15 protein-coding genes and 1 pseudogene are annotated in these 22,119 nt (G+C 36.1%); 12 read left to right on the plus strand and 4 right to left on the minus strand.

Translation table 11 applies throughout. The features are described from left to right. Positions 1-124: 124 nt before the first annotated feature. Complete coding sequence (locus BW942_RS09455) at positions 125-1,198, minus strand: ankyrin repeat domain-containing protein (RefSeq protein WP_000697253.1); 1,074 nt, start codon at positions 1,196-1,198, stop codon at positions 125-127. Positions 1,199-1,532: 334 nt separating this feature from the next. Here BW942_RS09455 and BW942_RS09465 point away from each other — a divergent pair, with 334 nt between their 5' ends. The 3 genes from BW942_RS09465 to BW942_RS09480 all read left to right on the plus strand — a co-directional run bounded on the left by BW942_RS09465 (position 1,533) and on the right by BW942_RS09480 (position 4,817). Then, on the plus strand, positions 1,533-3,206 hold the full coding sequence (locus BW942_RS09465) for an acyl-CoA dehydrogenase family protein (RefSeq protein WP_001274139.1): 1,674 nt from the start codon (positions 1,533-1,535) through the stop codon (positions 3,204-3,206). 176 nt (positions 3,207-3,382) lie between these two features. Next, positions 3,383-3,748, plus strand: a complete 366-nt coding sequence (locus BW942_RS09470) for a hypothetical protein (RefSeq protein WP_000611683.1) — start codon at positions 3,383-3,385, stop codon at positions 3,746-3,748. Positions 3,749-4,334: 586 nt separating this feature from the next. Continuing rightward, positions 4,335-4,817, plus strand: a complete 483-nt coding sequence (locus BW942_RS09480) for an SF0329 family protein (RefSeq protein ID WP_000837676.1) — start codon at positions 4,335-4,337, stop codon at positions 4,815-4,817. Between the two features lie 185 nt (positions 4,818-5,002). Here the strand turns inward: BW942_RS09480 and lenC are convergent, their stop codons facing one another. After that, positions 5,003-6,370 carry an endostatin-like outer membrane lipoprotein LenC gene (gene lenC / locus BW942_RS09485; protein WP_001983274.1) on the minus strand — a complete coding sequence of 456 codons (1,368 nt, stop codon included), beginning with the start codon at positions 6,368-6,370 and terminating at the stop codon, positions 5,003-5,005. On the opposite strand from lenC, the gene BW942_RS21735 reads away from it, so the two are divergent. Further along, positions 6,255-6,509 (plus strand): hypothetical protein, encoded by a 255-nt coding sequence (locus BW942_RS21735; RefSeq protein WP_223809842.1) that lies wholly within the window; start codon positions 6,255-6,257, stop codon positions 6,507-6,509. The two genes, lenC and BW942_RS21735, sit on opposite strands and share 116 nt — an antisense overlap. 169 nt (positions 6,510-6,678) lie before the next feature. Beyond that, a pseudogene (locus BW942_RS20955) lies at positions 6,679-7,186 on the plus strand (hypothetical protein). A 382-nt stretch (positions 7,187-7,568) separates the two neighbouring features. Here BW942_RS20955 and BW942_RS09495 read toward each other — a convergent pair. Beyond that, positions 7,569-8,753 (minus strand): adenylate/guanylate cyclase domain-containing protein, encoded by a 1,185-nt coding sequence (locus tag BW942_RS09495; RefSeq protein ID WP_000651726.1) that lies wholly within the window; start codon positions 8,751-8,753, stop codon positions 7,569-7,571. An 884-nt stretch (positions 8,754-9,637) separates the two neighbouring features. On the opposite strand from BW942_RS09495, the gene BW942_RS09500 reads away from it, so the two are divergent. Beyond that, positions 9,638-11,191 (plus strand): SDR family NAD(P)-dependent oxidoreductase, encoded by a 1,554-nt coding sequence (locus BW942_RS09500; protein ID WP_001983276.1) that lies wholly within the window; start codon positions 9,638-9,640, stop codon positions 11,189-11,191. Between the two features lie 988 nt (positions 11,192-12,179). Here BW942_RS09500 and BW942_RS09505 read toward each other — a convergent pair. After that, positions 12,180-13,601, minus strand: coding sequence for an OmpP1/FadL family transporter (locus BW942_RS09505; RefSeq protein WP_001221079.1), 1,422 nt, complete (start codon positions 13,599-13,601; stop codon positions 12,180-12,182). 268 nt (positions 13,602-13,869) lie between these two features. On the opposite strand from BW942_RS09505, the gene BW942_RS09510 reads away from it, so the two are divergent. From BW942_RS09510 to BW942_RS09535, 6 genes are all read left to right on the plus strand, one after another. Next, a complete protein-coding gene (locus tag BW942_RS09510) occupies positions 13,870-16,098 on the plus strand; it encodes a DUF3604 domain-containing protein (RefSeq protein WP_000426795.1) in 2,229 nt (742 codons plus the stop codon). Positions 16,099-16,167: 69 nt separating this feature from the next. Continuing rightward, positions 16,168-17,016: a peptidyl-prolyl cis-trans isomerase gene (locus BW942_RS09515; RefSeq protein WP_000464902.1), complete on the plus strand. Its 849-nt coding sequence runs from the start codon at positions 16,168-16,170 to the stop codon at positions 17,014-17,016. After that, positions 17,013-18,221: a HupE/UreJ family protein gene (locus tag BW942_RS09520; protein ID WP_000721110.1), complete on the plus strand. Its 1,209-nt coding sequence runs from the start codon at positions 17,013-17,015 to the stop codon at positions 18,219-18,221. Before BW942_RS09515 ends, BW942_RS09520 begins: the two co-directional genes overlap by 4 nt. A gap of 24 nt (positions 18,222-18,245) precedes the next feature. Beyond that, on the plus strand, positions 18,246-20,759 hold the full coding sequence (locus BW942_RS09525; protein ID WP_000767854.1) for a TonB-dependent receptor: 2,514 nt from the start codon (positions 18,246-18,248) through the stop codon (positions 20,757-20,759). Positions 20,760-20,886: 127 nt separating this feature from the next. After that, positions 20,887-21,219, plus strand: coding sequence for a hypothetical protein (locus tag BW942_RS09530; protein ID WP_000989649.1), 333 nt, complete (start codon positions 20,887-20,889; stop codon positions 21,217-21,219). Between the two features lie 252 nt (positions 21,220-21,471). Then, complete coding sequence (locus BW942_RS09535; protein ID WP_000402219.1) at positions 21,472-22,116, plus strand: DedA family protein; 645 nt, start codon at positions 21,472-21,474, stop codon at positions 22,114-22,116. Positions 22,117-22,119 lie beyond the last annotated feature (3 nt).

A 22,119-nucleotide genomic window follows, 5' to 3' on the forward strand; every position in this document is an offset into this window, starting at 1 on the left:
AAATTTCATAGTGAAGTTAAACGAAATTGCTTCAATTGTGCATTTCAATACGATGAACGCCGATGGAGAATTAGTTTTTCAATAACTCTTTAAGAACGGATTTGTTAAAAATATCTGTTGGCAATTAGGGAGTGTCTTCAAGAAACTTAAGTGCATCATAATTATTTTTTCTGTCTAAGTTCATTAGATATTTTGCACGTTCCAAAGGGGTTTCCCCAGTGCTGTTTTTTACGGTTGGATCTGCGCCTTGTTGCAAAAGATATTGTGCGATTTCTTTTGAGGCTACATCATACAGTGGGGTCTGCTGATAAACATCTTTACCGTTTACGTTGGCGCCGTGTTCTACTAATTGTTTTACAATTTGAATATTATGTTTTTTCTCCACTGCGTAGTGTAGAGGACTTGTTCCGTCTTCCGCCAAAGTAGCATTGACATCGGCTCCTCCCTTTTCTAAGAGCAGTCTGACAATTTCGGGTCTTTTATCTTTTTTTGGGGAAAGATTAGAATAGCGTTCTATTACTTTGAAGAATAGATAATTACAACGGCGAAAAAGATCGCAACTCTTTGCATTTGCATCGGCGCCTTTTTTTAAAAGAAGCTCAACGATTTCAGTGTTCTCTTTCTCAATAGCAAAATACAATAAAGATTGATCATAGAAGGTGTTGTTTTGGAAATTCACATCGGCGCCTTTCTCTAAGAGGAGTCTCACAATTTCAACGTTCTCGTTCTTAATAGCAAAATACAATGGAGGTGGACCAATGAATGTGGAATTTACATCCGCGCCAGTCTCGATGCATCGGCGAACTCCGGATAGATCGTTGTTCTCGATACTTCCGATCAGAAGGCCTGACTCCCAGGCCTCGGGAACTCTCCAATAGTAGTATGCCGTCAACGGAATTGTAATAGGAAGTAGGATCGTATCCGCCAAGAAGGACAAAGTAAGATCAATAACACTAAAAGGAAAATTCTTATTGATACCAGTCATCCAGTAGCGTCGTGTCCCTGGATAAATCCAGAGGGGAGGATTCCAGACGTTAGGATTTTTAGACAGTTCCGGAGAGATGGTTTTATCTGCGTATCTTGCCATGGACCAAACGGGTGTGGGTAAAAATTGGGCGTCTTCAAGCATTTGAATTGTGGCGCAATCCATCTGAGCGGCCATCAAGATCGTTATCATCATTCTAAACAAGATTTTCATTTTCTATTTGTTCCCAATTATATTGGATTGCTCCATCCAGTCCGATTCAATCTGTTTTTGTATTCTTATATTTTGTAAGTCTGGCGTAAAACTTTCTAAGAAATAAAATCGGGAGGTTGTGTTCATTCTCTTGCATTTACTTAACGTTGTCTTGATTCATAATAAAATGAACTTATTCCGAGAACACAAATGTTTTAACGATCCAGGCCTTATTTTGAGGCCGATTGTTCTTGTGAAGATGGATCAAAAAGCAAATGACAGAGGGATAAGTTTTGATTTTCTAGTAAACGGATTCCAACTTTAAATATCATACTACCAGGATTCGAAAACAAACATGAGCGCAATCAAAACAATCGATCAGACAACCGCTAAAAAAGCACTTACTGTTTCCGCAGGAGTGATCGAAGAAGTTACGAAGGCACTTGCCGCACGTTGTAGTGTAAACGGAAAAGTTTCCGTGGATAAGATGGACGAAAATCAACTCGTTCAATACCAGATCGCTTGGCTTACTTCCGAACAAAGAATAGCAGAAAAATTTATTGAATATGCTTGGGACTCTTCCCGTGGAACTGGAGATTTAGAACAAGAAATGGCAGTTGTATTTGCGGCGGAAACCGTAAATCATATACGATCTGAAATTAGTTCTCGTCCTTCCGAATACGGAATCAAATCTTCCGATTTAGTTTCTAAAATTTTCAACGATGAAATCAATCAATTCTTAGAAAACGCGATGGCGATCCAAAACTATAATGAGATCGCGGAGAAGATCGTTGCGAAAGGACATTTCGGAGCTTACGGTTTGGATGAAGATCACGAAATGTTTCGTGAGACTTTTAAGAAGTTTGCAGAAGACGTAGTGATACCTCATGCGGAACACGTTCACAGACACGACGATATCATTCCGGAAGACATCATCGGCGGATTAAAAGAAATGGGATGTTTTGGACTTTGTATTCCTGAATCGTATGGTGGAATTCAACCTAACGATAAACCGGATAATCTTTCCATGCTCGTAGTGACCGAAGAATTATCCAGAGGTGGTTTAGGAATTGCAGGTTCATTGATTACAAGACCAGAGATCATGTCCAAGGCTCTTCTGAAAGGTGGGACTCAGGAACAGAAAGACAAGTGGCTTCCTCTTCTCGCTTCCGGAGAAAGAATGGCAGGGATCATGGTAACGGAACCGAATTACGGGTCAGACGTTGCAGGAGTTTCCGTTACCGCAAAACCAGCTAACGGTGGTTGGGTGATCAACGGAGTCAAGACCTGGTGTACTTTTGCAGGTTATGCAAACCTATTATTAATTCTTTGTAGAACGGAGTCGGATCCTTCTTTAAAACACAAGGGATTATCAATTCTTTTAGCAGAAAAACCAACTTTTACTGGACACGAATTTACATACACACAACCAGAAGGTGGAAAGATAGAAGGGAAAGCGATCGGAACGATCGGTTATCGAGGAATGCATTCTTTTGAAGTTTCTTTTGACAATTACTTTGTTCCCGCAGAAAACTTGTTAGGCGGAGAAGCAGGAAGAGGGAAGGGATTTTACTTTCAGATGGAAGGGTTTGCGGGAGGAAGAATTCAAACCGCTGCGCGCGCGCATGGAGTGATGCAAGCTGCTTTGGAAGCGGCGCTACGTTATGCGCGAGAGAGAGCCGTATTCCAAAAGCCAATCTACGAATATAATTTAACAAAATATAAAATTGCAAGAATGGCCGTAATCTTACAAGCGTCTCGTCAATATGCAAATCACGTGGCCAATTTGTTAGATAACCACAAAGGACAAATGGAAGCGACTCTGATCAAATTTTACGCGTCTAAAGTGGCGGAGTGGGTGACAAGAGAAGCGATGCAGATACACGGTGGAATGGGATATGCGGAAGAATACGCGGTTTCTCGTTATTTTGTGGACGCTAGAGTTTTTTCTATCTTTGAAGGTGCAGAAGAAGTGATGGCTTTGAGAGTAATTGCAAAATCTCTAATGGACCAATACTCGGCGAGTTAATTTTTAAGGTAAAAACTGAAAACACTCTATTCAAAAATTAGAATGGAGTGTTGGAACAAAGAGTGTGCTCTGCGGGTAATCTGTCGTTGTACATCCGCTGCTTCAACTGAATTTTCACAAATAATTTTGCAAGGATTCAATAGATGCGTATAAGATATATCACATTTCTTATTTTCATGATCCCAGCCATTCTAACAATCTCGGTTATTTTAGCTTATATAATTGTAATGCGTGCTGTCAGTAGAGAAACTTGTGAAAAAAATCTCCGAGGACTTTGGTATTTGACTTCTATAGGGAGTCGTTGTGTTCTTGCTACTGAATGTTTTTATCGTGGCAACTGTTTGCCATCGTACGATGCAGTTACTAATTGCGAACGGCTTTTGATCGGCGAAGAAAGGAAATATGTGTATTTACAGTTGGGAATGCCTGTAAGAAGTGGAAGTGGTCATGAGTATTTTGACGGAGGTGCTATGAATCGTTCTGAATTATCCGTTGAATTCAATCATAATCGATTAGTTAAAAAAAATTGTAGATTTGAATAGTCTATCCTATTCTATATGAACGTAAATTCTGCCAATGTCGACTGAACATTTTTGTATCCAAACGAAAAGGAAAAATATATCCAGAATTTGCTTACAAAGTGAATCAATAAAAGTCTAATATTTGAAGAAGAGTATATAACTTTAAGCATAGTTTTCAAATAAAACTTTAAATAATGCTCGAGACAACATTTACAGCGTGTCCCAAAATCGACTTAAGAAAATCAGGGCGAATCCGGCTTTGCCGGACCAGACTCTCCACTCTGGTCAAGTTATTATGTATCACAGTTATATATTCAATTTTTTTAATTTCAATAACTTGACTCCACAACGCGATTCATAGAGAGCGTTGTGCTGAGTTCATTCATCGATCCCTTTTGCGTTGTGTGGAATTTGCGTTTGTTTAAAAACTTAGAATATAGGATTTACTTTAAAAAGCGACAATTCTGTGTTAGACGTAATTCTCAAAAACTTTTACAAAATCGACCGTTGATTTTTGATACTATTTTTATACATCCAAGTTTTGTTATCTTTTCTCTGATTAATTTAATTTCAGCAAGAGCTGAATCCAACATTTACGTGTGAGATTATGAAATCAAAACCTTGGAGTAAGTTACAAAGTCGTTTGTATAATTTAATCGATGAAAATTTGAATTTTCAGATTCATTGTATAGTTTATCCGATGCATTCTGAACGTGGATCGACAGGTTTGCCTAGATATTGGATTACCTTAGACAAAAATATAATTTGGGATTATCCAAAACAATTTATAGATAAAAAATTAAAAAAAGACGGAGTTATCAAAACTTATCCATACAATACGGATATTTCTGAAATATCAGATTTGATTGAAGAATATATTCAAATGGATAAAGAAGAGTTGTTTCAAAAACATTTTGAAAAAGATCTATGGGGACTTGTAAATATATTAAAAGCTGCGGATAGGAGAATTGGGATTAGAAGACTACTTTTATTGAGAAGAAAAACGAAAAATAAATCTGCGTTACTCGTCATTGAAAAAAGGTTGGAATTGATTCAAGATATTAAAAACAAAAACACACAAGGACAATAAAAATAGAGGGACCATTTCTGATCCCTCTATTGAAATCATTTTTAAAATTCAAACTTTATAATATTTGTACAAAATCGAATATAAAAAAACGGTTTCTTTTTTACTTACGGCGTATCTCAAAACTTAATTTCTTATCAAAAAAAGATAAGTCTAAAAGAATCATCTCCCGGTTAGAAAATAGATTCTTATTGTTCTACACAAACTAAACCTAATCTGTAATTACCATAGGAAGTAAATTTAAGGGAACAAGCCGCTGTGAATTGTCCATTAGATTCTGCTGCTTTAAGAACATTTGAGTCTTTACGATTTGACATGCCGTATACTCCATAAATAGAATTATCAGAAGTAGTCCAAGAGTTACAAATAATCGGTTCTCGTCCAGGAACCCCTGCTGATGTCCAAATGGTCCAATCTGAATTTAAACCCGTCCATTGTGCAGCTGCAATTTGCGAAAATGAATTTTCTAATTCTCTATTATTTGTAAAATCAAACATTCCGGAACTATTCGTAGTCATAATGAGCGCATCATCATAGTCTCTTATATATTTATGATTCGGTAGAAATACCCAGTCTTTTTGTCCTACTGTAGAATTTGGTCCTATCGTCGTTGCAACTCTATTGACTCCGTCCACGAGCATTGCCTTGTATATTCCCCCCGAAGGAAGGTTTGTAGGAACTTGACTCTGGCAGTATGCATCCGCTCCTGCAATTCCTCCAAAATTTCCGTCGTGCCATTCTTCTGTACTAGAAGTAACGAATATATATTTTGGAAGTGGTGGTTGTTCCACACAAACCAAACCTAAATTATATGGGCCATAATATCCAATAGATAGAGAACAAGAAGTTCCAACCTGTTCGTTAGTAGAAATCAAAGCTGCAAGAATATCTGAATCCGTTCTAGTTGAACTTCCAAATATTCCAAAATCATTTAAAGCGCCACTGTTCCAAGAGTTACAAGTAGATGGGAACCCGTTAGATGTCCAAGTCGTCCAATTCGTATTCAAAGCAGTCCATTGCCCGGATTCTTTAACTTGGGTAAATGGATTTTCTAATTTTTTACCACTTTGAAAATCGATCATACCAGAACTATTTGTAAACATTACGTTTGCACCGTCTTCTGCTCTACGATACTGTTGGTTCGGTTGAAACACCCAGTCCTTTTGTCCTACCGTAGAATTCGGTCCTACTAAAGTAGCCACTCTATTGACTCCGTCTACGATCATTGCCTTGTATATTCCTCTACTAGGAATGTTCGAAGGAATATGGCTCTGACAAAAGGCATCCGCTCCAGATATTCCTCCAAAATTTCCATTGTGAAAAACACCGAAAGACGATGTAGTAAAAATATACGGCATGTAACCTTCTGGAAAAGTTGATTGCATGCTTTGAAGTTGATTCCTATTTAACGTCGTTGGACCTAACGTCTGTTTGTCGGAGATAAGCGAAATTAAGCCACTTAAAGCAGAGTTGTCACCTCCAGATGATTTATTGAAACAAGCGACAAATACCAGTGTGAATACTGATACAACCGCAATTTTATATTTAATTTTCATAATCGTTAATTTACTCCTCAAGTTTTTTAATCAAATGCAAAACACAAATGACTTAGAAAACATGAAAGATTCATGTGTAAATATATTTCCTAAAAATATAACAAATTATTATTTATTTTTTCCCAAAAATTTATTTTAAAATAATTTATTGAATATTTGACACAAAATAAATTATTTTATTTATAACATTTAAAATCTCGATTAACGTTAGTTTGGCGTAATAATTTTTTCTTAAAAAGTGAATCGTTTCGGGAAAAGTAAAATCAAGAATACTCTAACTGTTATGTTTTTAATGAAGTTCCATAAAAATGAACAAAGTAACCTTAAAAAAAGAGCCAGGACGGATCCTATGTTCTTACGATCGATTTGAATATACTTCCTTAATTGGGATTTTTATTTCTTTGTTAGCGATAGTAGCTATTTTTTTTTGATATAGCCGAGTTTGAAATAGAAGGATCCAATTATACTTATGAGAAAATATCTGGTATATTGTTTTTCGGGCTAATCTTTTTGATTACGGTTCATCGTTCCTTCAATTCTATACGTATAAAAGTAGAAATGTGGTATGTCACCGTATACTCGTTTCCGATTCCAACACAATGGAGAAAAAAAATACGCAAACAAGACATTGAGAAAATAATTATAACAGCGGAAGATTCTACTTCAGGAGATTCTTTTAAAGAATTATATTCTATTTATTGTATATTACATAATCGCGACGAAGTTCTGATCCTGGATCGAATTTGGGATATTGCGGACGCTGGCAAAATTAAAAGTATTTTGAGTGAATCATTGGAATTTCCAAAAATCTCATAAGAACCTGTCCCAAAAGAAACTCAACATCTCGAGTCGTTCCGCAGGTTTTGGGACACACTGTAATTTACGCTTACCATAAGACTTAATTTTACTTTAAAGAAACTCTATGATTTGTCTACAAGATCGGTAAAAATTGGTTGTTATAGTGTATATCTCTCTTATAAACTTTGTATATTTGATTTTTTGAATGGATTGCTTTCATAAGGATATATAGAAAGAATTTTCATAGTAATCTGCGTTATAACTTACTTCATGTTTCGTATTTTGGAGGAAGGATTCAATGGCATTAGGTATCAAGCCGAAATTCTTTGAGCAATTCAGCATTTGGCGGGAACTTTGGATTGCAACCTGCGATTAAAAACGGAAGAATAAAAAAGATATATCATGACTTTACATTTCTAGGGTTTGGGTCAGGTTCTTGACTTAAAGGAGAATAAATATTTCTTTCCCCGCTGATTCCTTTGAGACGTTTAGCTCCTACAAATTCGAAAAGTTCTTTCCCTGCTTTCAGGATAAATTCTTCGGTGGCAAGAATATTTTTTCCTAAATCTTTACACAAAGACTCGACTCGAAAAGCCTGATTGACCGCGTTTCCGATTACGGTAAAATCAAGTCTATCTTTTGCACCTACGTTACCATAAACTACGTCTCCAACGTTCAGCGCCATACCCAGATAAATTTGTAAATCCGGATGTTCTTCGTTCCATCGTATTACGGAATTCTTAATCTTTTGAGCCGCATTGAGTGCCGCCAAACATGCCTTATACGAATCTACTTCTGCAGGAAAAATTGCAAGAATCGCGTCTCCTATAAATTTTAAAATTTCTCCTTTTTCTTCTTGAATAGGTTGTGCGGTTAGTTCAAAGTAATTGTCTAAAATTTCCACGATTCTTTTTGGAGGATTATTTTCGCTTAAAAATGAGAAGTCTCGTAAATCTGCGCAAAGAATTGCCGCGTAGATTGTTTCTCCTGTGCCTCTTCTAAATTCTCCAGATAAGACTCTTTTAGAAGCGTTAGGACCTAAATAAACTTCTAAAAGTTCATTGATTGAAAATTTTCTGGATTCTAAATCTAAACGTAAAGACAAAATACTTCGAATCGAATTTAAACAATCAATTTGTTCATCCGTAAAACCGCCAGGCGTGTCCGTGCTCCAAGAAATGGCACTTCGTGTATTATTTCCAAAAACGGAAGCGAAGATACAATAATCCGTTCCACCTTTTTCGTGTAAGTCGATACAGATCGGGTAAGAAAGATCTGCTTCTGGGCCGGTCAATTTACAACGAATAAAATCGATTTGTTTTTCCCGGATGAGATAGATCGGACTATCTTTATATTGCGGTTGTTGTAAGCCATCGTGTGGAATGAATACGATTTGAGTTTCTTCTCCTCTTGTCCAAATGATCGATCTCACCATCACTTCTGGGTGCATGGTGGGGATACTCGTAAAAAATCTCCAGATCGGAATTCCGGCCTCCATCATTTTACGACTTAAAATTTCTATCAGTTCTTTGGCCTCTAAGGCTCTGGATTCGTGAGTGGATAACCAATGGATAATGTCTTTCATTTTTACTTTCGACGCTCGCATATCATTTGTATTTGGAATAGTAATTAAAGTTGCTCTCAAAAACTTTTTGTTTTGGCTTTAAAATAAGCAATATGAATTGGTTTTGAGAATACACTAAAAAACAAATAAGGAACTATTTTAAAAGACGTCTAACCTTTCAACTCAGAATTTTTATATAAAAATCAAAGTTTTCAGATACATTTTAAATGTAAGATTTAAAATTCCAAAATTTTCTTGATTTAAGAGGTAGGTTTTTGAGAAAAATTAAAAATAAATATATTATAATATTTTAATTATTTATTTAGTTTCTGGAAAAAATTTTGTGTACTCTATTTTGACGTATGGAAAACTATTTGCAAATTAAATGGTGATATCTGGAAGCAATTTGGTTTTCTGCAAGAAGTTACGAAAACTCTGTCTTTTAGATTTGGAAAGGGAAGAACAATAAAATTGTTGAGAAATTAATTTCCTATCCGTTTCTGTTTGATTGAAATAGGCGATGAGGCACTTTTGTTAATTGTTGCTATGGAATTTTTCAACAACTCTATTATTTTGTTAAAAAATACAGATTTTTTACTGTTACATTTTTAGTTTAAAAAATGTGAGAACCTATATAAATTAAATCTATCTTGTGAGAATTACTTCGAAATTACAATTTCTAAGACTTCCTACGAATATCAGTTACTACTTTTTCTAACCTATTTAAATCTAGCTCAAGTTAATAAAAAATCATCTTTTTAAAATTGATTGTAGAATATAGATATAGTTTTTGCATTTCCAAGCTTGGAAATACAAGTTGTTTAGGAATTGATTTTTATGAAATAATTTAAACGAAGTTTAAACTGTTTTTGATTTCAGTTTGTATTTTTAACGAGACGATTGATATGAACGAGCCGCGAAAAGAAAATAAAATTTCTCTTGAAGAAATTAAAAATTGCATTCGAGTTTTAGAAATTTTAACCATAAATCCCCAATTACTTACTTCTCTTCCCGAAAAGGAACGGATCGCTTTGATGATCGTTGCCGGAAAAATTTCCCGTCCCGATCGAAACGAAATTAGAATTCGAAATAAAACAATTAAACATTCGAGAAGAAAAGAAATTGTCATTCAAGAAAGGCAGGCGAGGGCCGCGACCGGAATTCGATTGGCTCGAACGACTCCAGTATTTAAAGCTCCTCTTCAAATCTCGGATCAAACCGATATTTGGAAAAACGAAAATGCGCCTAAACTTTCTTCTCCACGTAATTGTTATGTATGTAAAAAGGAATATACTCGTCTTCATTTTTTTTACGATTCTATGTGTCCGGAATGTGGGGAGCTGAATTATAAAAAAAGATTTCAAACTGCGTCCTTACACGGACAGGTCGCTTTGATTACTGGTTCCAGATTGAAGATAGGTTATCAGTCAACTCTAATGCTTTTAAGAGCGGGAGCGACAGTAATCGCCACTACTCGTTTTCCGGTGGACGCAGCATTACGTTTTTCTAAAGAAGACGATTTTTCAGACTGGTCCGATCGTCTTCAAATTTTTGGTTTGGATCTAAGGCATACTCCAAGTGTGGAACTTTTTGCGAGTTATATAGAACAAACCGTAGATCGTTTAGACATTATTATTAATAACGCGGCTCAGACGGTTCGGAGACCTCCCGGATTTTATTCTCATTTGATGAAATTGGAATCATTAGATTTCCATGATATACCAAAAGAAACCTCTCAACTTTTAAAACTTCATAAGGATTGTAAAGATAAGCTTGAATCTTTTGGCGGGGCGAATCTTGCCAACGAAACGGCTCTTCCCGTAAGTTGGAATGGAAAAATTCCAGGAGTTGGAATCCGTTCTTCCGCGCAACTTTCTCAAATTCCCTATTCACACGATAATTCTTTTGAGTTAGAAACTGTTTTTCCAGAAGGTCAAATGGACGCGGACTTACAACAGATTGATCTTAGAAAAACAAACAGCTGGAGGCTGAAATTAGGAGAAATTCAGACTTCTGAAATGTTAGAAGTCCAACTTGTAAATTCTGTTGCTCCTTTTGTTCTTTGTAATCGTCTCGTATCTGTTATGCGAAGGGAAAATACGGGTCAAAAACATATCGTAAACGTCTCTGCGATGGAAGGAAAATTCCATCGTTTTAAAAAAGAAGACAGACATCCTCATACTAATATGGCAAAAGCCGCTTTGAATATGCTTACACATACCTCAGCGAGTGATTTTGCAAAAGACGGGATTTATATGAATGCAGTAGATACTGGTTGGGTAACCGACGAGGATCCTGTAGAATTGTCCCAAAAAAAACAAGACCTTCATGATTTTCAACCTCCGTTAGATATAGTGGACGGAGCCGCAAGAGTTTGTGATCCTATTTTTGACGGAATTCTTACTGGTAAACATTGGTGCGGCAAATTTTTAAAAGATTACTTTCCGATCGATTGGTGAGCCACGTATATTAATGTGAGTTCGACGTAAAAAAATCTGGGTGAATCCGGCTACCACAGACAGTCCGGACCGGACTCTCAGCTCTGGTTAATAAATTGTATAAAAGAAATATAATACACCATGTCGTCTTGAATTACTTCGAGTGTTCTGCTGAGTTTCCCTCGTATCAATCCCTTTCACGTTATATTAGGTCTGTGGTAAGGTCGTAGAGTATAAGCGGTATGTGGAAAATAATTTCTTAGTAATTCATATAATTTAAATTCTAGAATCTAATTTTTTAAATTACATTCTGAATTACGCATATAAATTTATTTCGACATAAAATATGTATACTTGTGTAAATCCACATAATAGAATTGTTGAAAAATTAATTCTCTATGGGTTTTCGTTGTATGGAAACGGTCGATTGAAGCGTTTTGTTAATTGTTGCTATGGAATTTTTCAACAACTCTAATATAGTTTTTGGTCGTTTGTATAGAAGGAGTAATATTTTTTGTCCTTTGCTGATTTTCCTTAGAATAGTATATTCTAAAAATATAATATATTTAAGAACGTTCTTTTGATTTGTGCGAAAGATGTAATAGTTCTTACATGAATTTAAAATGAAAAGGAATTTATAAAATAAATTTTTGTGAAGGCTACAAAACGAAGATCTTATGCGGAAATTTGTTTGGATGATGATTCTTTTTAGATTTTTAAAAGTATCCTTTTGTCTTCCTACTCAGAGTTATATCATAAAGTTCTAATGTTTTGTGCTGAAACAGCGTTTTACGATACTTAATCTTATAGAGATTAGTAAAACTTAAAATGTAGGAATTTTTGCTGGTTTCTTTATACAAAAAACGGTTCAAAAATTTACAAATCATTCTTGTAGGAGACGGTTTTGTGGGAACTACCGCAAGCCCGAGATTTTACAATAAAAACTCGGAACTTGTGGGAACTAACACAAAGTTGTAGTTCATCGAAAAAGATGTAAAAACTCTCGCGACTAATCAAAAGAACGAGTTACACCAAAATTGATTCCAATCGAATGAAGCGCTTGGGCACTGTAAGAATATCCTACGATATTGTTTTGGTTGTTCGGACCAAAAATTCCGTGACTTATTGCCCAGTCTGTATCTTTACCACCTTCGATTTGTCTTCCGGGAATAAAACAACTTGCTCCAAAGTCAAAACTCCAAGGTCCGGAAGAATAACTAAATCCTCCTGCAATTACGTGGTTGAGAGTTAATAAGATCCCTTGTGCTCCGTTTAAAGCGTTACTGGAAACAATCGGAGAATTGTAACTATATCCGAAACGATAGGTCCATTCTTTTGTAATTTTATGTTCGAGTCCGATTAACACCGCCCATTGATTTCGATAATTCAAATGTGCAATTGTTTCTGAACTTCGTCCTTGAGGATTAGGATACCAAGGATCTTCTAAATTTTGTCGGGCGTTTTTTAAGTAGGAACCATAATTTATGTAAAGAAAGTCGATCGCTACTTTTAGATTTTCTGGACCAACTGCAAATCCAAGACCGTGTTTCTCCGGCGAACGGAAATTATAGGAAACTCCTGTAGATCGATAATAGGTAGGATCATTGACCCCGATCGTATAACTACCATCAAACGGAAAGTTCGCGCTCGATTGATATACGTATGCAATTCTGAACCAATCTGTAACCGTATAATTGGAACCTATAATTCCGCTCAATGCAAGAGCGTTCTTTCTGCTTTCGTAATGAAATCCCTGTCCAGGAATTTCCCGAATTCCAAAGGCGTCGTAATATCTTATATTGCGATTTTGAGCACCATAGTTTAATTCTAAACTAGCGCCTAAAGAAAGATTTCCAAACTTAATAGATAAACCATTTACAGCCTTAATAAAAATTCCCTGATTTTCGGTAGTCTCTTGGATTCTTTTACCATCTCCAAAAATACCAGGTAAACCCGCCCATTGATTTACGGTTTCTCCTGTAGGTGTATTACGGTTGATTTTTTCCGCGGCCCCATTTACAACTCCGAACACATACGCCGCAAATCCATAGTCGATCGTATCCGTTACTGGAAGTTTAACTGCCATGTATGGAGCTGCACCTGCTCCGGTTCTAGATTTGGAATTCGTATAATTTAAACTTGGGTCCGAATCTAAAAACTGATCCTTCAGTCTTATTTGGGCGTGCGACATTCCTAAGCCGAATTCTATTTTTTTTCCTTTCATTAAATATAAATTTGCGGGATTGAGTGCAACGTCCATAGGAGAGCCGCCTAACGCAAAGTTAACGCCGGCCATACCTTCGTATCTTGCGTTAATCGCATTTCTACTGTTACTTGCAACTGCCCAGAGGGATGGAAAAGAAATAAAAACTCCCAGACCGATAAAGATTGGAAGTGTGCTTTTTTGGATTCGATTGAATAGAATTCTCATAAGATCTCTTTAAAAAACGGATATTTTCTTCGTTTGTCGGTGGAGAATCTTTTGTAGAGACCCAATTTCAAATAGGAATAATTTTTATCCATTATAACAAATAATACAATCCATAGTTGAAAATGCCTTCCGTTTATCAATATATATTTCTTATATGTTGATATTTTTGTATGTTATAATAGAAATTATTTGCTTTTTTATCCCTACTTTTCCAGTCTGTCCCTGATTTCTGGGTCTTGATATTGTCAAAACCATCCCAGGCGAAGAAATGGAGAATGAAATGAGAAAAAAAAATTTTCTGAAGTTGGTATTTTTGATTGGGATTGTACTTATTTTTACGGTTAATACTTGGAACGAAGGTTGGTTTAGTAATCCTTCTTCCCCAAAATCTAAAAATCCCGATGTCGTTTTAGAAAATCAGACTCAGACACAATCGAAACAAATCTTATTTGGAGATTTGCACGTACATACTACATACTCCATGGACGCTTATGCAATTAGCTTACCCATGCTCAACGGAGAAGGCGCTCATCCACCTAAAGACGCTTGTGACTATGCAAGATATTGTTCCGCTTTGGATTTTTGGTCTATCAACGATCACGCAGAAGGTTTAACACCAAAACAATGGCAGGAAGAAAAAGATCTAATTCGCCAATGTAATGCTAGTGCAGGAGATCCTAAAAATCCGGATATGGTTTCTTTCTTAGGCTGGGAATGGACCCAAATGGGAACCACTGTAGAAAGTCATTACGGACATAGAAACGTAATCTTTAAAGACACTGACGAGGATAAGGTACCTGCAAGAACTGTCGCGGCTTCTGGTCCTTATACAGAACTTTTTTCGGGTCCTCCTTTTTTGATGAGAAATATTTTAAAAATCGTCGCGCCTGGAGGAAATAGACAGGCATATTACGATTTTGCGGATTTTGTCACAGATCGTCTTTCTTATAAACATTGTCCTTCAGGAGTTCATGTTAAAGAACTTCCAAAGGATTGTACCGAATGGGCCGCGACTCCCGCCGAACTTTTTGAAAAATTACAACAATGGAATATACCTACATTAGTAATTCCTCATGGTAATACTTGGGGATTTTATACACCACCCGGAATTACTTATGATAAACAATTAAAAGGAAAGGATCATAACGAAGACGTACAAAAGTTAGTCGAAATCTATTCAGGACATGGCAACTCTGAGGAATATCGTCCTTGGCAAGAAGTAAGTATTGATCGAAATGGCAAACCAGTTTGTAACGAACCTTCTTTAGGTTTTGAACCTTCTTGTTGGAGAGCGGGAGAAATCATTCGAGCAAGATGTTTAAAAGAAGGTGATTCTGCAAAAGAATGTGATGAGAAAGCATCTATCGCAAGAGAAAATCACGCAATTGCAGGTGTGTCCGGATTTAATACTGTTCCCGGAGCCGATCTAGATGATTGGGGAAACTCAGGACAATGTCCAGATTGTTTTTTACCTGCGTTCAATTATAGGCCGGGTAATTCGGTTCAATATGCATTAGCAATTACTAATTTTGATAATCCTCATAAACCCAGAAATTTTCGTTTCGGTTTTATAGGTTCCAGCGATTCACATACTGCGAGAGCGGGTAACGGTTATAAAGAATATTGGAGAAAGGGGCTGACGGAAGCGTCTGGTCCAGAAAAACCAAACGCATTTGGTATGATGGAGCCTGCAAAAAATAGAAAAAAACCCGTCTCTAAATCAATACCTTTTAGTCCTAAAGGTCTGGGACCTTTTGAAATCATGGATAACGAAAGACAGGCCTCTTTCTTTTTTACCGGAGGTTTGGTTGCAGTTCATTCTAAAGGTAGGGATAGAGATTCGGTCTGGGATTCTCTAAATCGAAAAGAAGTCTATGCAACTTCTGGAGATAGAATTTTACTTTGGTTTGATTTGAAAAATTCTCTGGGAGAAAAATCAGAAATTGTAGCACCTATGGGTTCAGAGATTTCTTTTTCTCAAAATCCAACTTTCAAAGTGCGCGCTGTAGGAGCATTTAAACAAAAGCCAGGTTGTCCAGATAAAAGTGTTTCTGGAATTGGAGCCGAACGTCTACAAAGACTTTGTAAAGGAGAATGTTATCATCCTTCTTCGGAAAGAAAAAAAATTACTAGAATCGAAGTGGTTAGAATCCTTCCTCAAATTTCTTCGAACGAGTCCGTTTCCAAATTGATTCAAGATCCTTGGAAAACGTTTCGTTGTAAACCCGATCCATCCGGTTGTGAAGTTGAATTTCAAGACACAACTTATTCCGATTTGGGAAGGGACGCGGTTTATTACGTTAGGGCAATTGAAGAAGTTTCTCCAGCGGTAAACGGAGGGCAACTACGTTGTGAATACGACGAACAAGGACGTTGTATCAAAGTGAAACCTTGTTACGGAGATTATCGCACCGATCCGAATGACGATTGTTTGGCGGACGTAGAAGAGCGGGCTTGGTCTTCTCCAATTTATCTAACTCAGCCGAAACAAAAATGAATTTGTTCTAAATCGGCTAGATTCTGACAACTATGATTGTCGAGTTCTAACTTTGGGAAATTTAGTAAAATGTTTTTTGGGAAAAATATAGTTATAGGGCCTAAGTATTTTTTAGGCGCTGGGGCATTGTTCGGCTTTTTACTCGCTCTTATCGGTTTATTGTTTCCAGAAAGGGAAATTTTACTTTCCGATACGGTTGCGGAAGTAAACGGAAATTATATTAAAAAAGATGAATATTTTAGAACGTTAACTGCTCTTTCTTCCGATAGCAAAAATCCGATTACGGAAGAAGCTCGCGCCAACGTATTGGAGCGACTGATAGAAGAGGAATTATTGGTACAAAGGGGATTGGAGTTAGGTTTTGCAAGAGAAGATCGTTTGATCAGGGCTTCTATCGTGAGAGCTGTCATTCAATCCATCATTTCGGAAAATGTTTCTGAAAAACCGAACGTTTTAGAACTTAGGTCTTATTTTTTATTAAACCGAGATAAATTTTTAAAAACGTCTCGTTATCAAGTGATGGTTTATCAACAATCAGATGAAGTTTCCGCCACTCGGATTTCAAAAGAACTCAGAGAAGCCGGACGAACAATGGCACCTAATGTATATTATATTCCAAATACATTATTACCTTTGCGTAAACTTTTGGATTATTTAGGTCCGGATGTGGTTTTGGCTTTGGGAAATTTAAAATCCGGAGAAGTATCTGATCCGATAAAATCGGGAGAAAAATTTTTTGTAGTCAAGGTATTTGTTTTGGAGCCAGGTTCTACGCCTGATTTTGATTCCGTAAAGAAAGAAGTGGAAGCGTCTTACATTCAGGAAAAGGGTGACAGGACTTTAAGAGAATATTTAGACAAGTTAAAGGCAAAATCTAAAATAAAAAAAGCCTACCTAGTTCAGAGTAATAAAATATGAAGAAAATAATTTATTTTATTATTATATTATTTTTTTCAAATGAAATTTTTTCTCACAATAGGAGTGAGTCTTTTTCGGTTTGGAAGATAGATAAAAATATTCTTAGCGGTGTAATAACGATTCCGATTCGGGAAGTTACTCGAGTTCCCTTTTTAGAAGGAGAAACTGGAGACTTATCAGATCATTTCGCTTCTTATATTCGGCCTCATATTGTAGTTCGTTCTGAAAATAAGGAATGTTTTCTTTCCACACCGATTCGTCCTTTAAAGTCCAATTCGGCTTTTATACGACTGGAAATGATTTTCCAATGTGAAAATTCACCTCCGGATTTTATGATTTATACTGGATTTTATGCTCCTTCTCATCTTCATTATTCCAGATTGAGTTTCGAAGACGGGAATATCTCTGAAAATTTATTTCAATCTAAAAGAACCGAGTGGAGTTTTAAAAAAGAATCTGCTTCTCAGTCTTCTGGTTTTTTTGGGTTTGTATTTGCAGGGATTGAACACATTGGGACTGGAATTGATCACATCGTATTTTTATTAGCAGTTCTTTTAGCTTCTAAACATTGGAAGGAAGTTTTACTTTCGATTACAGGTTTTACCTTGGGTCATAGTTTTACTCTTTCAATCGCAACGTTAAATAAAATCAAACCAGATACCTCGGGTATAGAAGCATTTATTGGACTTACAATTTTAATTGTTGCCGCTAAATCAGTGTTAGGTGTGGAAAAAAGCCGGAATCAAATTTCTTTTTGGGTCGCTTCTGTTCCTTTGATAGTAGGTTGGATCGTTTGGAGTTTACAGATCCGAGAAACTCACATTTTATTTGCATATATAGGAATGTCCTTTTTCACTTTTTGTTATTTGTCTTTCAATCGGTATATAACGGATTCGAAATCAAAAGGTTTGTATTTGGGAATTACTACTCTTGCTTTTGGGATGGTTCACGGTTTTGGGTTTGCAGGATTTTTACTCGAGACTGGTCTAGATCGGGATCATTTATTAATTCCACTTCTTGGGTTTAACTTAGGTGTGGAAATAGGTCAGTTGATTTTAATCAGTCTTGTTCTTGGAATGATTTGGTGTTTGTTTCGAAAAATCAAACCTAAATTCAAAGAACGTGTTATTTTATCTTTATTGTTTCTACTTGCGACTTTAGGAACATATTGGTTCTTTCAGCGTAGTTTTCAAGTTCATTCTTAAATACATTTATATTTGATTTTAAGAATGAAATTAATTTATAAAATATTAATATTATTTTTAAAAGATTTTTGCTTTCGATTTCTGGTTTTTGATTTCTTGTCTAAAAAAATATATTTGGTTTTATTTTGGGTGAGATCGTTTGAAACGTTATTAGAACTTATCTCAGAATTTCAAAAGTGTAAAAAAACAAACTTAAATATAATAAAATCAAGTCGGTTTTGGAACGGGTTCTTGAAAACAAAATCGTTTCAAAAAGTTTTTCTTTTTCAAAAGATGCGTATCTTGGGGAGTTTGGTCGTCTTTGTAAATAAAAGTTTATTTAGAAATTTAAGAACTTATTTTAGAAACTTGTGGTGTGGGAACTCATACCGAAATTTAGCCACAGAAAAATCGTTTAAATTCGGAGATTCTGCCCTAAGAGACATAACTTGCGGGAACTACTGCATTTTATTAAAAATATTTCCAAGGTTTGTAGATTTCTTTGGAGTTTTAAAAATAACTCCAAAATGGATTTTAAAGATAATTAGTATATTATTTATTTCTAATGTTATAATGGCTCAGGAACCAAACACAGAAAAAGAAGAAACAAAAAAGAAAGAAATTGTTGTTACCGGAAAAGCGGATTTTACAAATTTAAACTCGGCTAGCGAAGATACGGTTCGATCTGAACAAATTCGATCCAGGCCAATTTCTAGAACGGGGGAAATTGCAGAATTTGTTCCCGGAATGATTGCTACTCAACACAGCGGATCGGGAAAGGGAAATCAATATTTTTTGCGCGGTTTTAACTTAGATCATGGAACCGATTTCGCTTCTCATGTGAACGGGATTCCGATCAACAATCCTTCTCACGGACATGGACAAGGATACACAGACCTCAGCTTTCTCATTCCCGAACTGATTGAAGAGATTAAATTTAAAAAAGGAGTTTATTCTGCAGAGGAGGGGAATTTTTCTTCAGCCGGTTCTATGAACGTATCCTACTTTCGTTCTCTTCAAAAAGGAATCGTTTCTTTAGAAGGTGGGACCTTAGGATATGCAAGGGCGCTCGTTGCAAAATCCTACAAGATTGGTCGCGGTAGTCTGTTGTATGCTTTGGAAACTTCGCATTATGACGGCCCTTGGACCGTTAAAGAAAATTATAAAAAAGTCAACGGGGTTGTTAGTTACAGCGGAGGAGATGAACAGAATGGTTATCGTATATTAGCAATGGGTTATAGAGGAAATTGGCATACAACTCACCAAATTCCTAAAAGAGCGATAGGCCATGAACTTAGAAGGTTTGATACAGTTGATCCTACCGACGGGGGTTTTACAAATCGAGCTTCGATTTCGGGTGAGGCGCAGCATACCGACAAAAATACACATGCAAAAATTTTAATTTACGGTTTATATAACGATCTTTCCTTATTTTCAAATACAACCTACTATCTTGATGATCCGATACGTGGGGATCAAATTGAGCAAACAGATAGAAGAACAGTGTCCGGTCTTAAATCTAGTTATAAAATACGATCCGTATGGGATGAAATTAAATTTGAAAATTTATTCGGATTTCAGATGCGAAGAGATTTTATCAGGAATGCGCTCTACCATACCGAAAAAAGGGCTGAGTTGGATATAGTTCGATCTAATCAAATTATCGAAACGAATATATCAGTATATTATGAAAGTAAAATACACTGGAGTTCTAAAATAAGAACTATTATTGGGCTTCGTGGAGATCAATTTCAATTTCATGTAGATGATCGTAATTCGGAGTTAAACGATCGAAAACGTTTTTCAACCGCTAATCCAAAAGGAGGAATTGTTTTTGGTCCTTGGTTAAATACAGAAATTTATTTAAACGCAGGTAGAGGATTTCACACAAACGATGCAAGAGGACTTACCAATAAAGAAAATACTTTCACTCCGATAGTAAGATCGTATGGAGGAGAATTTGGAGTTAGAAGTATGGTTTTTGAAAATTGGAAAACTGTGTTGAGTCTATGGCAGTTAGATTTAGATTCCGAACTCATATTTGAAGGAGATTCGGCTTCGACCGTAGCCAGTAGATCCAGTACTCGAAGGGGAGTAGAATGGTCCAATTATTTTGAACCGATAAAGGGTTTAATTTTGGATTCGGAAGTGTCGATTTCCAGATCTAGATTTAGAGGGGACGAAAGCACAGGAAATTTTATTCCAGGTTCCATTGAACACGTTTATTCCGGTGGAATTACTCTCAAAGAAACAAACGGTTTTTTTGGTTCGATCCGAGGTAGATATTTTGGTCCCAGGGCTTTGATAGAAGACAATAGCGTCAGATCTCCTCCTACGACTTTATTCAATTTTCAAATAGGAAAAAAGTTCAACGATGTATGGAGTATTGTATTCGAAATAATGAATATTCAAAATGCAAAAGTAAGTGATATAGATTATTATTATGCGTCAAGATTAAAATCAGAGCCAGAAGGCCCGGACGAAGGCGGATACAATGATATACATACCAGACCCGCTTCTCCACGTTCTATTCGGTTTGGTGTAAGAGCTTCATTTTGAAGAGTAGCGATTTTTCTCTAGAATGGTGGACACGTTCTTGCAAAAGCAAAAAGATAAAAAGCGCGGCTTATAAAACAACACTATCAAGTTTTTAGAAATTTAAATTTTGAAAAAATGGTATAATAGAATGATGGTTCAAGACTCAATTCGAATACTTCCTTATAAAAGAACTCGATTTCGTGCTACGGTAGAATCCGTTCTACACCATAAAAACCAGGAACAATCTAAAATTCTATTGTATGATATTCGTTTATTGATTTCTGGAAAATCGGTGATTCAATCTCAATTGTTTTATTTATCTAGAAAATTCAGATCTATGAATCTCAAACCGGGTGATGAAATTGAATTTGACGCGAGAATTAAACCGGATCGAAAAGGGATTTCTTCGCATTCAATTCGACTAAATTATCCAACTAAAATTTTTCGTTATCATTCGGGAAGTGAACATCTGTTATTTTAGTGTTTTACACGTTTGACTTACTCGATCCTCAATAAATTTTATCCTAAGAACCTGCCTAAATTCTAAAAGATGTGGGAACTCACATAAGAGTTTAGAAACGAAAGTTACAATCAAAACTTGTAAATTGCTTTAAGTGACGTAATCTGTGGGAACTGCCACATTTTGTTACAAACTTACAGAAGATTTTCCTTCCAGTTTTTGGGATAGGCTCTAAATACAATCTACAATACGACTCGCAAGTAGGGAGGCAATTTGGAAATTTTTAAGTTTTTACTCGATTTCTTTTTAAACCTGGAAACGCATTTGGATACGATCATACAGACGTATCAAAATGGAACATACGTTATACTATTCTTGATCATTTTTGCCGAAACTGGCTTGATCGTAACTCCTTTTCTTCCAGGAGATTCTTTGCTTTTTGCCGTCGGGGCTTTTATCGCTAGAGGTTCTCTGGATCTCGGAAGTACATTAGTTCTTCTTATTATTGCAGCTATATTAGGGGATACTGTGAACTATTCGGTGGGAAATTTTATAGGAGAAAAAATATTAGAAAAAGAAAAAATACCCTTGATCAAAAAAGAACATCTCCAAAAAGCGCACCGGTTTTATGAGGTTTATGGTGGAAAGACGATCATTATCGCCAGATTTATACCGATTATACGCACTTTTGCTCCTTTTGTGGCCGGAATTGGAACCATGACTTATGTTAAATTTATTGCATATAATGTGATGGGTGGAATTCTATGGATCACAATTTTTATTCTCGGAGGGTATTATTTCGGAAACCTGGATTTCGTAAAAAGAAATTTTAAAATTGTAATATTTGCGATTATTCTTATTTCTGTGATGCCAGCTGTGATTGAATACCTGAAGGAAAGGAGAAAGGGTAGGGTTTAGGAA

Source organism: Leptospira interrogans (genome assembly GCF_900156205.1).
Lineage (GTDB): Bacteria > Spirochaetota > Leptospiria > Leptospirales > Leptospiraceae > Leptospira > Leptospira interrogans.

Bases quoted from the DNA above. Each gene is read 5' to 3' on its own strand.
- BW942_RS09525 (WP_000767854.1), top strand. From the start codon at position 18,246: ATGAAATTAATTTATAAAATATTAATATTATTTTTAAAAGATTTTTGC.
- BW942_RS09515 (WP_000464902.1), top strand. From the start codon at position 16,168: ATGTTTTTTGGGAAAAATATAGTTATAGGGCCTAAGTATTTTTTAGGC.
- lenC (WP_001983274.1), bottom strand. From the start codon at position 6,370: ATGAAAATTAAATATAAAATTGCGGTTGTATCAGTATTCACACTGGTA.
- BW942_RS09480 (WP_000837676.1), top strand. From the start codon at position 4,335: ATGAAATCAAAACCTTGGAGTAAGTTACAAAGTCGTTTGTATAATTTA.
- BW942_RS09530 (WP_000989649.1), top strand. From the start codon at position 20,887: ATGATGGTTCAAGACTCAATTCGAATACTTCCTTATAAAAGAACTCGA.
- BW942_RS09455 (WP_000697253.1), bottom strand. From the start codon at position 1,198: ATGAAAATCTTGTTTAGAATGATGATAACGATCTTGATGGCCGCTCAG.
- BW942_RS09500 (WP_001983276.1), top strand. From the start codon at position 9,638: ATGAACGAGCCGCGAAAAGAAAATAAAATTTCTCTTGAAGAAATTAAA.
- BW942_RS09470 (WP_000611683.1), top strand. From the start codon at position 3,383: ATGATCCCAGCCATTCTAACAATCTCGGTTATTTTAGCTTATATAATT.
- BW942_RS09465 (WP_001274139.1), top strand. From the start codon at position 1,533: ATGAGCGCAATCAAAACAATCGATCAGACAACCGCTAAAAAAGCACTT.
- BW942_RS09495 (WP_000651726.1), bottom strand. From the start codon at position 8,753: ATGAAAGACATTATCCATTGGTTATCCACTCACGAATCCAGAGCCTTA.
- BW942_RS09505 (WP_001221079.1), bottom strand. From the start codon at position 13,601: ATGAGAATTCTATTCAATCGAATCCAAAAAAGCACACTTCCAATCTTT.
- BW942_RS09520 (WP_000721110.1), top strand. From the start codon at position 17,013: ATGAAGAAAATAATTTATTTTATTATTATATTATTTTTTTCAAATGAA.
- BW942_RS09510 (WP_000426795.1), top strand. From the start codon at position 13,870: ATGGAGAATGAAATGAGAAAAAAAAATTTTCTGAAGTTGGTATTTTTG.